Annotated in this window: 10 protein-coding genes; 3 read left to right on the forward strand and 7 right to left on the reverse strand. The window is 43.4% G+C overall.

Translation table 11 applies throughout. The annotated features are described in order from the left end of the window. Positions 1 to 15: 15 nt before the first annotated feature. Positions 16 to 2,751, forward strand: coding sequence for a SusC/RagA family TonB-linked outer membrane protein (locus O3603_RS04005; protein WP_371520789.1), 2,736 nt, complete (start codon positions 16 to 18; stop codon positions 2,749 to 2,751). A 33-nt stretch (positions 2,752 to 2,784) separates the two neighbouring features. Further along, positions 2,785 to 4,401 carry a RagB/SusD family nutrient uptake outer membrane protein gene (locus O3603_RS04010; protein ID WP_371520792.1) on the forward strand — a complete coding sequence of 539 codons (1,617 nt, stop codon included), beginning with the start codon at positions 2,785 to 2,787 and terminating at the stop codon, positions 4,399 to 4,401. A gap of 31 nt (positions 4,402 to 4,432) precedes the next feature. Here the strand turns inward: O3603_RS04010 and O3603_RS04015 are convergent, their stop codons facing one another. From O3603_RS04015 to O3603_RS04040, 6 genes are all read right to left on the reverse strand, one after another. Next, positions 4,433 to 5,080: a SprT-like domain-containing protein gene (locus O3603_RS04015; protein WP_009435378.1), complete on the reverse strand. Its 648-nt coding sequence runs from the start codon at positions 5,078 to 5,080 to the stop codon at positions 4,433 to 4,435. A gap of 493 nt (positions 5,081 to 5,573) precedes the next feature. Further along, positions 5,574 to 6,437 carry a phosphatidate cytidylyltransferase gene (locus O3603_RS04020; RefSeq protein WP_314518112.1) on the reverse strand — a complete coding sequence of 288 codons (864 nt, stop codon included), beginning with the start codon at positions 6,435 to 6,437 and terminating at the stop codon, positions 5,574 to 5,576. Between the two features lie 10 nt (positions 6,438 to 6,447). Next, positions 6,448 to 8,517: an ATP-dependent zinc metalloprotease FtsH gene (gene ftsH, locus O3603_RS04025; protein WP_371520795.1), complete on the reverse strand. Its 2,070-nt coding sequence runs from the start codon at positions 8,515 to 8,517 to the stop codon at positions 6,448 to 6,450. 55 nt (positions 8,518 to 8,572) lie between these two features. Beyond that, the gene (rsfS, locus tag O3603_RS04030; RefSeq protein ID WP_018910596.1) at positions 8,573 to 8,932 is read right to left on the reverse strand and encodes a ribosome silencing factor; all 360 of its coding nucleotides are present in this window, start codon (positions 8,930 to 8,932) and stop codon (positions 8,573 to 8,575) included. A gap of 291 nt (positions 8,933 to 9,223) precedes the next feature. Continuing rightward, positions 9,224 to 11,092, reverse strand: a complete 1,869-nt coding sequence (locus O3603_RS04035) for a DUF349 domain-containing protein (protein WP_371520799.1) — start codon at positions 11,090 to 11,092, stop codon at positions 9,224 to 9,226. A 158-nt stretch (positions 11,093 to 11,250) separates the two neighbouring features. Further along, complete coding sequence (locus O3603_RS04040) at positions 11,251 to 12,177, reverse strand: magnesium transporter CorA family protein (RefSeq protein WP_004382418.1); 927 nt, start codon at positions 12,175 to 12,177, stop codon at positions 11,251 to 11,253. 485 nt (positions 12,178 to 12,662) lie between these two features. Here O3603_RS04040 and O3603_RS04045 point away from each other — a divergent pair, with 485 nt between their 5' ends. Beyond that, positions 12,663 to 13,667 carry a hypothetical protein gene (locus O3603_RS04045; protein WP_371520801.1) on the forward strand — a complete coding sequence of 335 codons (1,005 nt, stop codon included), beginning with the start codon at positions 12,663 to 12,665 and terminating at the stop codon, positions 13,665 to 13,667. A 12-nt stretch (positions 13,668 to 13,679) separates the two neighbouring features. Here the strand turns inward: O3603_RS04045 and O3603_RS04050 are convergent, their stop codons facing one another. Then, positions 13,680 to 14,705 (reverse strand): AMP-binding protein, encoded by a 1,026-nt coding sequence (locus O3603_RS04050; protein ID WP_371520804.1) that lies wholly within the window; start codon positions 14,703 to 14,705, stop codon positions 13,680 to 13,682. Positions 14,706 to 14,708 lie beyond the last annotated feature (3 nt).

Raw genomic sequence — 14,708 nt, forward strand, 5'->3', positions numbered from 1 at the left:
TTTATTATCCATAATATGACTAGTCGGTACATCATAGTACGTTCAATTGCTTGTTGCCTTTTGTTGACCCATTCAATAGGGGTTGCACAAGCGCAGAAGAGACATAGGAGCACTCGAAAAGTTCAAACGCAACCTTTATTCCACGTAAATGATACCTTGCCTATCATTGGTTCGATGGCAAAGGTGGGAGCAGAACAAATGAATAAAGGATTGGTAAGTTCGGCACTTGACGCTCTATCAGGTAGGGTTGTGGGTGTAAATATGGTATCTAACGGACAAGACCGAATGGCAATGCTCACAAGTGTGCGTGTCCGTGGTACTACTTCATTAACTGGTGGCAACGACCCACTCGTTATCATTGATGGAGTATCTTCCGACCTAGCCACACTCTCAACCATCTACCCTGCAGATATTGAGAGTTTCACAGTCTTGAAGAATGCTTCAGAAACCTCAAAGTATGGTTCTCGTGGTGCTTCTGGTGTCATTGAAGTAAAGACGAAACGCGGTCATGGAGGTAAGTTCCAGATATATTATGATGGAACTATAGGCTTTGAGTCAGTCTATAAACAACTTCGAATGCTGAATGCGACAGAGTATAGGAATGCTGCCAAAGCGTTGGGATTGGTTTATAATGATGGAGGCTTTGATACAGACTTCCAAAAGGAAATTACCAGAACGGGCTTCCTAAATACACATCATATAGCCTTTAGCGGTGGTAGTGATAAGTCGAATTATCGTGCGTCATTAGGTTATATGCGTGGAGAAACCGTTATTAAGAATCGAAGCTACAACAACTTTATCGCCAAGCTAGACATCTCTCAGTTGGCATTTGACGAAAAGTTGAAGATAGACTTTGGTGTCTTTGGCTCGTCTCAACAGGATAATAAGGTCTATGACCTGCACATGCTTGTCTATTCGGCAGCGTCTATGAATCCTACACTAGCCTTTCATAAGGTGGGAGATGGGTGGCAACGCAATAGCAACTCATCGCAGATTGCTGCCCCCGCACCGCTATTAAAGGAGCGTAACGATGAGCGGAATCTAACTTTCAATACTCATTTGCAATTACAATATCTGCTGTCACATGACTTGAAGCTATCGGCTTTGGGCTCTTATTCCTATACATCAACCGAGAATGGGAAGTTCGCTCCTACATGGGTATGGGCACAAGGAAGAGCCTATAGAGGAGAGCGTAAAACGGAGGATCTGTTAGGTAATCTCCAACTTGATTGGAAGCATAGTTGGGACAATCAAGCCCTCTCTGCCACTCTTTTGGGTGAATATCAACAGAGCAAGACAAGGGCTTTCTGGACGGAAGTAAAGGGATTGACTAGTAACCTCTTCGGCTATGATAACCTCGGGGCGGGAGCTGTTCGTCTTTATGAGGGTACAGGCAGTAACTATGCTGATCCTAGTTTAGCATCCGTCATGGGAACACTCTCTTACAATCTCTTGGATCGCTATACACTGAATATGTCTATGCGTGCCGATGGCTCATCAATGGTGGGTAAAGACCACACATGGGGCTTCTTTCCTTCTATTTCAGCATCGTGGAATATGAAGAAAGAGGCTTTCCTGCGTAACGTGAGAGCAATTAGCTTACTCAATTTGAGGGCTGGTTATGGTAGGTCGGGTAACCTTGGAGCTATCAGTTCTTACCTTTCTTTAAAGCAATATACACCTATTGGGGTTGTTTCGTATAATGGAACTCCAACTACAACAATGGGTATCTTGCGTAATAGTAACCCTGACTTAAAGTGGGAGGTACGCAGTACTTTCAACATAGGAACGGATATGGGTTTCTTTAATAACCGCCTCCTCTTGACCGCCGAATACTATTATTCTAAGACAACCGCCATGCTCTATGAGTATGATGTGCCTGTTCCTGACTTTGCCTTTGATAAGTTATTGGCGAACATAGGCTCTATGTCGAATAGTGGATTTGAGCTTGGTGTGGGTATTGTGCCTATTGCTCGAAAGGACATGGAACTGAATATCAATGTTAACATGGCTTGGCAGAAGAATAAACTATTGTCCTTGAGTGGTAATTATAAGGGTCACGAGATGACAGCATCGAAGATTACTCCTATTGGCGCAATGGATGGTGCGGGCTTTCATGGGGGTAATAACCACATCTTGTATCAGATTGTTGGGCAGCCACTGGGCGTTTTCTATCTTCCTCACTGCAAGGGACTCGTTGATAACGGGCATGGGCACATGAAGTATGACATTGCTGACTTAGATAACAATGGCACAATAGATCTTAGTGATCATGGTGATCGTTATATTGCAGGACAGGCTACTCCAAAGATGACCCTCGGCTCTAATATCAGCTTCAGATATAAGAATATCGATGTAACCTTGCAGATGAACGGAGCTTTCGGGCATAAGATATTCAACGGAACGACGCTCTCATACCTCAATATGTCTAACTTCCCTGATTATAATGTGCTGTCTGTTGCACCAGAACGGAACATCGTTGACCAGAATGTGAGCGACTATTGGTTGGAGAAGGGAGACTATCTTAACTTCGATTATCTCACCATTGGATGGAATACTCCTATTAAGAACAAGTACATCCAGTCGTTGCGTTTATCATTCAACATCAATAACCTTGCTACCATCACGGGCTACAGTGGATTGACACCAATGATAAATAGTTACGTAGTAGATAACACATTAGGCATAGATGACAAGCGAACTTATCCTCCTTATCGCACCTTCTCGGTGGGACTAAGCGTTAAGTTCTAATGGAAGCTAGTAATATTTTAAACCCTTCACAGCATGAGATATATTCCACGTTTACTACTCTTTGCGGCTATCTTGACATTCTCTAGTTGCTTGAACGAGCACTCTAAAGGGAGTTTGGACGAAGACCAAGTATTCACATCAGCTAAGGATGTGTATGTGAATGCCGTTGCTACATTATATAATTATATTGGTGGTAATGCCGATAGTCAGGGCTTGCAAGGCACTTATAGGGGCGTTTATGATTATAACACCTTGACTTCTGACGAGGCAATCATCCCTGTTAGAGGAGGTGATTGGTACGATGGAGGCTTCTGGGAGAACCTTTATCTGCATCGTTGGACGGCTGATGACCAGTCGCTTTACGACACATGGAAGTATCTTTATAAGGTGGTTGTGTTCTGTAATGACGCTTTGAGGATCATAGATAAGAAGCGAGACTTGCTCACCGAGAGCCAATACACTTCCTATCAGGCAGAGGTGAGAGCCTTGAGAGCATTGTTCTACTTCTATATCATGGATATGTTTGGTAACGTACCTTTGGCTACCAGCACGATTGATAACATGAAGGACAGCAAGCAGAGTAGTCGACCTGAAGTATTCAACTTCATTGTCAAAGAGCTACAAGAGGTCGAACCATTCCTACCGAAGGAACATAGTAACTTGGAAGGAGCCTATTATGGGCGTGTCACACAGCCTGTCGCCGACTTCCTATTGGCTAAGTTAATGCTCAATGCGGAGGTATATACGGATGCTGATTGGACTGACAACCAGCGTCCAAGCGGGACTAATATCTTCTTCACCATTGATGGGCAGCAGCTGAATGCGTGGCAGGCTTGCCAGTATTATTGCGATAAGATAACGGCAGACGGCTACACGTTAGCAAGCGATTATAGCAGTAACTTCGCCGTACACAATGAGACATCAGTAGAGAATATATTTGTGATTCCGATGAACAAGATACTCTATAAGAATCAATTTCAGTATCTTTTCCGCTCTCGTCACTATGCGCATGGTGGCGCAGTGGGCACTTCCTCTGAGAATGGTGCCTGTGCAACGCTTACCGCTGTGCGTACTTTCGGTTACGGAACGAGCCAGGTTGACAAGCGATATACAGCTAATTTATATTCTGACACGGTGCGCGTCGATGGGAAGATTGTACGTCTTGAAGATGGCGAACCGCTAGTCTACATGCCATTGGCTGTCGAGGTGAATTTAACGAATAGCCCATTTATCAAGACAGCAGGTGCCCGGATGGCGAAATACGAGGTGGATAGGAACGCATATAACGATGGTAAGAGCCCCGATAACGACATCGTACTCTTCAGATATGCCGATGTACTTTTGATGAAGGCAGAAGCAAAAGCGCGTAACGGGGAGGTTGCTGATAACGAACTAAATGCTGTTCGCCAACGCAGTGGGATGGGGTATAGGCAAGCTACCCTCGATAACATCTTAGCCGAAAGACTGATGGAACTGATGTGGGAAGGCTGGAGGCGGAACGATCTCATACGCTATGACCTGTTCCATCGGGCGTATGACCAGAAGACAAATAGCACGAATGAGGCGGATCGGCACACTATTGTGTTCCCCATCCCAACTCGTGTTATGGCATTGAATAAGAGTTTGAAACAGAATAAAGGTTATCGCTAACCTTTGTCCTAATAGTTTGGTAAGATGGAACCTATCCTATGCGTTCCATCTTACTTCTCATTTCTATATATACTTCCAACGATACCTTACGACCACGAAGCGACCGAACACGAGGCATGTCACGGAAGTATTCGTCGTAAGTGTAATACCAGTTATACGTCATAATGTCCTTACTTCGACTCACCAGATGGGCAACCTTTCTTGCTGCTGACGGCATAACAGAAGAGAGGAAGTATTGCCTGTCAATCGTCTCTAATGCCAACACGAGAAACTTTCTAGGCTTTTGCGCAATGCGAGTAGGAATATCCTTAGTTTGTGTGGATATGGTGATGTGCCTACCGAAACGCTGATTAATATCATCCATCATCTGACGGAAGATAACGCCATGTGCCGAAGTATCCTTCTGCCCCGTGTAAGCTATATAATAATGTATCATCTCATGAATGAGCACATCATCAATCTCCTCCTTGTTTAACGCATAGTACGTGGAGATGGAAATGGTGTAATCGGAATAAATGGTGCGCCTCCAATACGTTCGTCGCTTGCATGCCATCTGCCCGAGACGGGTCTTGCCTCTCGACAATTTAAGCGCAGGCAAGGGAAGTTCCCCGTGAAAGATAAGCTGGTTATAGTGCGTGAATGCCTCTTTAAGATAGGCTATTGTGAGGTTTTGTTTCATATTGAATGTGTGACAATAGTCATTAGTTAGATGGGTTAAATTCTGTATTATAACGGATTCTACACAGCGGTATAATTGAGTATCATACGCATGATATTCGGGTATCACGCTGATGATATTCGAGTATCACATAGGTGATACTCAATTATACACTAGCTGTATAATCGATTGTCTCCTATTGTTACAATCGATTGTCTTCAGTGTGACAATGGATTGTCTTATGCGTGACAATGAATTGTTTTCAGCGTGACAATGGATTGTACAAGTGTGTACAAAAAGCTAAGTTGTATGTTTCATCGGTTAAAGTGACGTTATATTTCTTGAAAGATGGTATTTACTTCCTCCGTTCATCCTATTTGCTAACGCATGAAGTGAGAGATGTGAGGGCTGGAAGAGGCGGATAAAACGCAATCAAGTAAGGACTGATTGCGCTGTTTGTCCTTACTTGATTGGTATTTAAACATCTACTTCGGAGATGGTTTTATCTATCTTCTTAGCATATAGACAGGGTGTAAAGATAGACCGTTGCGGCGGGTATTGCTAAGAGCGATGAGTCGAATCGGTCGAGTATTCCGCCATGCCCTGGTAGGATATTACCGCTGTCTTTGATACCGATAGTGCGCTTGAGCAGGCTCTCAACCAGGTCACCCCATGTGCCAAAGATAACGACAACCAGTCCCAGACCTATCCACTCTGGCATACTGAGGAGGTGAGTGTTATTGCCTGAATTAGCATAATAGCCTATCACACCAGCGATAATCAGTACGAGGATACCCCCTCCAATACTTCCTTCCCAGCTCTTCTTCGGGCTGATGCGTGGGAAGAGTTTGTGCTTGCCAAAGAGTGAGCCACTAAGATAAGCACCCGTGTCATTTGCCCAAAGGAAGATAAATATGCTCAATGGTAGGAGATAATCGAAGGTTGTCATACCATAGCCTTTCTGCTGGAAGGCTAACACGCTCATCATTGAGAAGGGGAAGGCAATGTACATCTGACCTAACATTGTGTAAGCCCAACTATGCATTGGATTCTTATTCTGTAGGTAGAGCTCTGCAACGAAGAGGTAGATAAGGGTGAGAACATAGGGTACGAAGACGATAAATCCCCTCACCATATTCACTTGTAGGGCTGTTACTGCGCAGAAGAAGTAGGCTCCTGCTACGGTAGAGATGATTCGATTGACCTTTACACCATCTATTTTATTCACCAATCCCGTGTATTCCCACATGGCTGCTCCCGTTATGATGAGGAAGAGACACGTGAGTCGTAGAGGGTTGATGATGCTCGTCACCATAATAGCAACGAATACGATCCCAGTGAGGGCACGTATGATTAGGTTCTTAAGTTTATCACTCATGGCGTCTTATTTATTCTGCTGTGTTATTTGATTCGATGTCATCTTCAGCCTTTGTCGCATTGTTGTTGAGTGCTCTCTGCTGTGCCTCGTGCTCTGCTTGAGCTTGCTTTACAGCTTCAGGCATATCCTCCAACTTAGGTTGCGACTTAGCCTCTTGGTCTAGCAACTCCTCTGTTCGACTCACCCAAGGACGCTTACCGAATATCTCTTCAACGTCTTCAGCCATGATAACCTCACGTTCCATGAGCAGTTGGGCTAGGCGGTTGTGACCTTCCTTGTGCTCAGTGAGAATCTGCTTAGCACGATCGTACTGTCCGTTAATCATCTTCAGCACTTCCTCATCGATCATCTTTGCTGTTGTATCAGAGTATGGCTTCTGGAAATTGTACTCGTCATTATTATAATAGCAGATGTTAGGCAAGCGGTCGCTCATACCTGCGTAGGCAATCATACCGTATGCACTCTTGGTTGCACGCTCTAAGTCGTTCATCGCACCAGTTGATATATGACCTGTGAATAGCTCCTCTGCTGCACGACCACCGAGCAATGAGCACATCTCATCCAACATCTGTTCTTTGGTTGTGATAGGACGCTCTTCTGGGAGATACCATGCTGCACCGAGAGCCTGACCACGTGGTACAATGCTCACCTTCACCAATGGGTTGGCGTGTTCGCAGAACCAACTGATTGTAGCGTGACCTGCTTCATGGAGGGCGATAGTGTGCTTCTCGGCGGTAGTCATTACCTTTGTCTTCTTCTCCAAACCACCAATGATTCTGTCAACAGCATCTAGGAAGTCTTGCTTTGCTACCTCCTTGCTGTCGTGGCGGGCTGCGATAAGGGCTGCCTCATTACATACATTGGCAATGTCGGCACCAGAGAATCCTGGCGTCTGGCGTGCTAAGAGGTCGATGTCAAGGTTCTTGTCGAGCTTCAAGTTACGCATGTGAACGAGGAAGATGTCCTTACGCTCTGGCAAATCAGGTAGGTCTACGTGAATCTGGCGGTCGAATCGTCCTGCACGAAGCAAAGCCTTATCAAGCATATCAACACGATTGGTTGCTGCGAGAACAATCACACCAGAGTTTGTGCCGAAGCCGTCCATCTCTGTAAGAAGGGCGTTAAGTGTGTTCTCACGTTCGTCATTACCGCCCATTGCAGGGTTCTTTGAACGGGCACGGCCAACGGCATCAATCTCATCAATGAAGATGATACAAGGTGATTTCTCCTTAGCTTGGTGGAAGACATCACGCACTCGGCTCGCACCAACACCGACGAACATTTCAACGAAATCGGAACCACTCATAGAGAAGAAGGGTACGCCAGCCTCACCAGCAACAGCCTTTGCTAGCAATGTCTTACCCGTTCCAGGAGGACCAATCAGCAGTGCTCCCTTAGGAATTTTACCACCTAGGTCGGTGTATTTCTTTGGATTCTTCAAGAACTCAACAATCTCTTGTACCTCCTGTTTTGCGCCAGTCTGACCAGCAACATCCTTAAAGGTAATCCCCATCTCGTTAGCTTTCTCATAGAGCTTAGCCTTTGACTTGCCCACACTGAAGACGCCTCCTCCACCTCCGGCACCGCCTCCCATACGGCGAATGAGGAAGTACCATATTCCAAAGAAGAATAGCCACGGAGCTATTGAGATGAGAATATCCATAAAGCCATTGCCTGACTTGTTCTCATAGCTATAGCTGGCTATCTTCTTCTGGGCTACAGCTTGATCCAAGAAGGTTTCTACCTTATCTACAGAACCAATCTCAACATTTACGTATGGGGACTTTCCTACCTGTTGTGTACCTTGTTTGAAGATGTCACGGATGTGGTCTGGACTAACATACATACGCAAGGTGTTGTCGCTCTTGTTGATGACTACCTTCGTACCATAGCCTTTGGCAATATATTGCTTGAATGTTGTGTAATCTCTGTCAACGCCTGCGCTGCTTGACAAGAAGCTATTGCCACCGGCAAAGAATACTACTCCGAGGGCAATGAGAACCAATACGTACAGCCAGTTCATATTGAACTTTGGCATCTTAGGCATATTGGGATTGTTGTTGGGGGATGAATTGTCCATTGTTGAAGTTTGATTAATTATGAAATAATAAATGGGTGATTAGATGGCTTTATACCTAGTCTATGTCTGGTAAGTAAGTCAGCTTAGCATCCTCCCATAGGTGTTCTATGTCATAGAAAGCACGTGTCTCTGGAAGAAATACATGGACGATTACATCCACATAGTCTATCGCTACCCATTGATCATTACCAAGTCCTGCACAGTTGACAGGCTTCTCACCAATCGTCTCACGCACATAATCGCTTACCGATTCAGCAATGGCTTCAACTTGTTGGGTTGAGTTACCCTGGCAGATGATGAAGTAGTTACAGATGGTACCATCAATCCCTGATAAATCTGCAATTACTATGCCATGTCCCTTCTTATCTTGGATTCCTTTTGTAATAAGCTCTACTAATCTTTTAGTTTCTTTCATTCAGTCTTGTTATATAATATGAGTTGCAAAGTTAACGCAAATGGCATGAAGTGCAAAATAAATTTAGTTTTATTTATAATTGGTATATACAGCATTGCTAACTCCTGTTGATAGAATGACTATAAACTATTTCTCACGCATGTCGAAGTCCTACTTTAATATGGAGAGACGCCTTATCACCTTATATATATAATAGTAGGACATAAAAGAAGATGGAATATGCTACTATTGGCATATCCCATCTTTCCTTATTCGTTAGTATTTTCTACTATCTTTGCATACAATAATCAATTACTTATTCTCTGCGTCGATAGCTTTTATCTTCTGCTTTACTTCGTTCATATCATTCTTGAGTTTCTCGATACGGCGGTTCATTTCGTCAATGAGACTATTACCTTTCTTAGAACTGATACTCAAGAAACCGAGGTTGTTCTCATAGGTGTTAATCTCCTGTTTGAGCTGTTCAAAGCGGCGCATCAAACGACCACGCTCACTATCAAGAGCGTCAGTACCTCGGCTAGCCACCTTTTTTAAGTTGTTACGGAAATTATCTACACGCTTGCGAGAAGCCGATATGTGAAGGTCTTTGTACAACTTATCGAGTACCTCATGATACTCCTTATACAACTTATCCTTCTCCTTGTAAGGTACATGTCCTACCTTATTATATTCTTCAGTGAGCTGTTGAACCTTCTCTTGGATGCCTTCTTCGGTCTTATCAAACAATTCCTTTAGTTGAGCAATAATCTCCTTCTTCTTCCCAAGGTTCTCACGTTCCTCGCTATGCGCCCCTGCGTGTACTGCGTTACGTGCCTCGAAGAAGTGGTTGCAAGCTGTTAGGAAGTCGTTCCAAAGCTGATCACCAATTTTCTTAGGTACCATACCAATCGTTTTCCACTCCTTTTGTAATGCGATGAGCTTATCGGATGTAGCCTTCCAATCGGTAGAATCAGTCAGAGCTTGTGCCTTTTCAACGAGTGCTTTCTTCTTCTCTGCGTTTTCAGCAAATTGTGCTTTCAACTGTTTGAAGAACTCGCCTTTGCGTGTAAAGAAGTCATCACAAGCTGCACGGAAGCGTTCGAAGATCTTTACGTTCATCTTCTGTGGAGCAAAGCCAATCGTCTTCCATTCCTGTTGAAGAGCGATAATCTCCTTTGTATGTTTCTCCCAATCGGATGACGTTTTATTCTCTTGTTTGATGATCTCTTCAATCTTCTCGCATAGAGCAGTCTTCTTTGTAAGGTTCTCCTCTTCGCTATTGCGGATAGCTTCAAAGTGCTGTTGGTGACGCTTGTTGATAATGGTGCTTGCTGCTTTAAAGCGTGTCCAAATCTGTTCGCGAAGTTCTTTTGCAACTGGTCCCGTCTCGCGATACTCTTGATGAAGTTCTTGTAACTGATGGAAGGCACTGATGACATCCTTCTCTTCTGTCAACTTCTCTGCTGCTTCACACAGCTTCGTCTTCTTCTCAAGATTCTTCTTGAAATCGTATTCACGTGCTTCGCGATTGAGATTCAACAAGTCGTAGAACTGCTCAACATAGAGTTGATAGTTGCGCCATAGCTCGTTTGCCTTCTCAGCAGGAACCATTTTGATCTCTTTCCATTCCTGTTGTAAGGTCTTCAATACAGGGAAGTTCTTGTTTGCCTCATCAGGAGTTGTAACCATCGCTTTGATCTTCTCGATGATAACCTCCTTCTTCTTGAGGTTCTTCTGTTTCTCTTCTTCGATTGCAAGGAATGCCTTTTGGCGTTTCTCCTTAATGATGGTCATCTCTGCCTTAAATACCTCTTCATCCTCATCTGGAAGTACTTGGTACTTCTCAGGGTCGCCACCATTCTCTATATAAGCCCTCTGCTGTGCTTCACGTTCAGCGAAGTGTAGCTTATAGAATACAGTTTTCAGATGGTCAACCTCAGCTTTCTCGGGGGTATCGTCACTATCAACAATAGCCTTAAGGCGCTCTATGATTTCCTTCTTTGTGCTATATGTCTTTGCAGAATAGGTTTCTGCTTCGCACTTAGATTGTGTTTCAGTTGACTGATTTAGGCCTTCAGCTGTTGCTTCATTCTGCTCTGTTGGAGCCTTAGCTACAGCTTCTTCAGACAACTTTACTTCTTCTGTACCCTGATTAAGGGCATTCTCTTGAGAGTCCATCATTTCACTTTTTGTTTGTGATTCGGGTTTTCCGCAAATTAGATAACGAATGGCTCAATAAATATTGAGCCTTCGCAACCATATTAAAGTATATCAGTTGCAAACTTAGATAAAATCTCTGAATATACCTAATTTTTATCTTCTTTTTTTGTTTCTAGCCTCTAAAGTAAGCGTTTACGGCGTAAAATCCACCATGAAGCAGCGGAGACTACAACGGATAAGAGCATTGCTATGGGGAAACCCCATGTACTTCTTTCCATACCGTTAATAAGGTTCATACCAAAGAGGGAGGATATTAACGTTGGCAACATCATGACTATTGACACCGAAGTAAGCGTACGCATCACAGTGTTCATGTTGTTGTTAATAATGCTAGAATACGTGTCCATCGTTGATTCCAAGATGTCCGAATAGATACTAGTAGTCTCTCTCGCCTGTGACATCTCGATGTTTACATCCTCGATAAGGTCGGCATCCAGCTCATCAACTTGTAGCTTGAATTTCAGCTTAGCAAGTAGGTTCTCGTTGCCACGAATGGATGTAATGAAATAGGTGAGGGAGTCTTGTAGTCTACTTAAACCTATCAAACTCTCATTATCAACACCCTTATCTAGGTTGCGTTTAGCCTTCTCGATGAGTGTATTAATCTGCTTGAGTCGTTTCAAGTACCATACTGCTGACGATAGAAAGAGACGGAAGATTAAGTCGACATAGTCGGTGAATCCAGCGTTTCTCTTCTGCTGATAACTAACGAAGTCAAGCATCATGTTCGTCTCGAAGTTACATACAGTGATGGTCACATCTCGTTTATGAATAATACCCAAAGGAACGGTTGTGTATGGTGTTCGCGACCGTATTTCTTTAACGTAGGGGATACGTAAGATGATAAGCATCCAACCGTCATCATACTCATAACGGGCACGCTCATCAGTATCGCTGATATCCGATAGGAAGTAATCAGGGATATGATATGTATCTTCTAGTTCTTGCTGATCTTGCTCTGTTGGGCAGGTTACTTGAATCCAACAATTAGGTTGCCATTCCTTAATGGGGCTCAAGGTTCTATTGATATTCCAATATGTTTTCATTTGCTAATCTCCATGTTTAATAAGTGTGGGGATTAGCAATCTCGTTGTAATCCTCACGCTTATTGATTGAAAGTTTCCGCGTGATAATCGTCCATTTAATAATTACGTATTGGTTTTGCGACTGCAAATTTAGGAAAAAATAATGGTTAGAACAAACAAACGAATAAGTTTTTAAGGTTAGTGGAGTGCGGTTGGTGTAAATGAGCAGACGCCTTTCTTACCTCGAAGAGAGGCTTTCCTTTATGCCAAGAAACGCTCTCTTTATATGCAAGAAAGGCTCTCTTTGTTTTCCATCTATCGTAGTCTCTTGTTTTAAGGTCTGTTACCTCTGACAGAATTGAAGCTTATGATATCTTCATATAATACTCTTTAAAGGATTAATTAACGTTAAATAATTAACGAATCGTTTGCGTTCTTACTTTTAATTATCTATCTTGCAAGTGGTAATTAATAATGTCTAACAATACTAAAGAAACCTTTTTATTATGAAGAAACAAATTACTTGGATGTGTATCCTATTATGTTCTTTATTATTCGTAGCCTGTGAGAAGTCTGTAATTGATAATCCTGATGGGCAAAAGAACACCAATAAATCAAGGCATAGAGTCACTCGTGTTGTAAGGATTCACCCAACAGAACTACGTGTAGAGAGTATGGAAGAACCACTTATTAGTAAGTCTTCAGGTGTGCAATCAAGGGGCGCCAGTGTTCCAGAAGAGGGCAAAGTGAAACTCTATGCAGTGAATGTCTTTGAAAAGAAAGTAGGTTCGGAGTTGTATGAGAAATATGCTTATGGCTTGTTCTCTGACCCGAGTAAGATTGCAATCAGAATGTTTGAAGACAACAGATATAAGATTGAATGCCTCGAAGTAGTGGAAGGTGACGACCATCTCTATAATAAGGAGAAATCCTATCAAGCCCCATTCTTGCATGGAGCGAATCTTCCTACGAAAGTAACCAATCAATTTGTTATGTCGAAAACGGATAATATGAGTAATCTTCAAAAGGGTGAAACGAATATCTCTGAAACGAAGATTCAGCGTTATCCAAGGATGATTAAGCTATATGGAACGCAAGAAGACATAGATCCCAAAGCTTCCCAAGAACTCACAATAGATATGCGGAAGGCTGTATTTGGACTTCATTTTAAGATTACACCACCAGAGGAAGGAACGCTAGAGATTAATTATCTCGGATGGAAGTTAGCCCAAAAGAGTGGTCAAACAGGCTATGATGGTGGTAGTATTTATGCATTCAGTGAGATTGTAGAAGCCACTAAGGATGGTTATCAGTTGGTAGCTCCTTTAGAGATGAAGTGGACTAAAGCGAACGGAACAGTGGTGCAAGAGCACAAGGATCTGACGTTGAAACGAAATGTGAAAACCAAAGTTGAAATTGTTGTTGAGGGTCCCAAAGCACGTAACATTAGCTTCCGAGAGGAGAATGTTGCCATGACGGAAGAGCAAATAGAATGGCATGTTGTGAAATAGATAGCATGCTTTTTATTGGCAAAGTGTGTCTGCCAAAGCCTTAATCTCTGCACGTGCAGGTTTCCCCGTGGCTGTTTGTGGGATGCTTGTAGTGTGGAGGATGAGGCGTGGTTGCCAATACTTAGGAAGGATACGTTGGCAGATTGTATTGATAGAGTCTGTGTCTTCAGACGTAGTGAGAAGCACTACAAGCTCTCCAAACTTCTTATCTCTTATGCTTGTAATGGCATATTCCTCTGTGAGATGTGCTTTTAAGGCACGTTCAACCTCCTCTATTTGTATCTTTATACCGCCTGAATCAATCACATTATCGCGTCTTCCTAGGATGCGGAAACGTACTTGTTTATGTTTGCCATTCGACAGACTTATGGTTTGAAGTTCAGCTCTGTCGTTAGTTACTAAGGGCTTCGAACATACAGCGGGTGCATTGATAATCAGGCAGCCATCTGTATTTAGGTTCACTTCAACACTATCGAAAGGTTCGTACCAATCGCTTGCTGAATCTCCATTCAAGCGTCGTAAGGCAATGTGGGAGAGCGTTTCCGTCATTCCGTATGTGCTCCACACTGCATGAGGGAAGTCTTTTAATGCTTCGGCGAGATGGTCATCAATGGCACCACCACCGATGATTAATTGCCTAATCTTACGTAACCTCTCTCGTTCTTGAGGCACTTGTAGGGAATTATAAACCTGCAGTGGAACCATAGCTGCAAATGTTATCTCCTCCTGAAGGGCGTTGGCTTGGCGGAGAGAATCGTCTGAGAGCGGATGACCAGAGGGCTTTACGTTGATTAATCGTAAGTTTCTTTCAATACTCCTAACTACTACCATCTTACCCGCAATATAGTCCAGAGGCATGCAAAGGAGTGCTGTGTCACCAGCTTTCAATCGAAGGAAATCACAGGTGATGCGTGCTGAGTTTAACATTCGAGACTTCTCCACCCATAGTGGTTTAGGCTTCCCTGTCGATCCACTGGTATGCACTAACACTCTCGTGTCAGCGTTATTCCATTCTGTAAGAAACTCTTCTATCGTCATTGT

Source organism: Prevotella sp. 20925_1_30, from assembly GCF_041433025.1.
Taxonomy (GTDB): Bacteria; Bacteroidota; Bacteroidia; order Bacteroidales; family Bacteroidaceae; genus Prevotella; species Prevotella vespertina.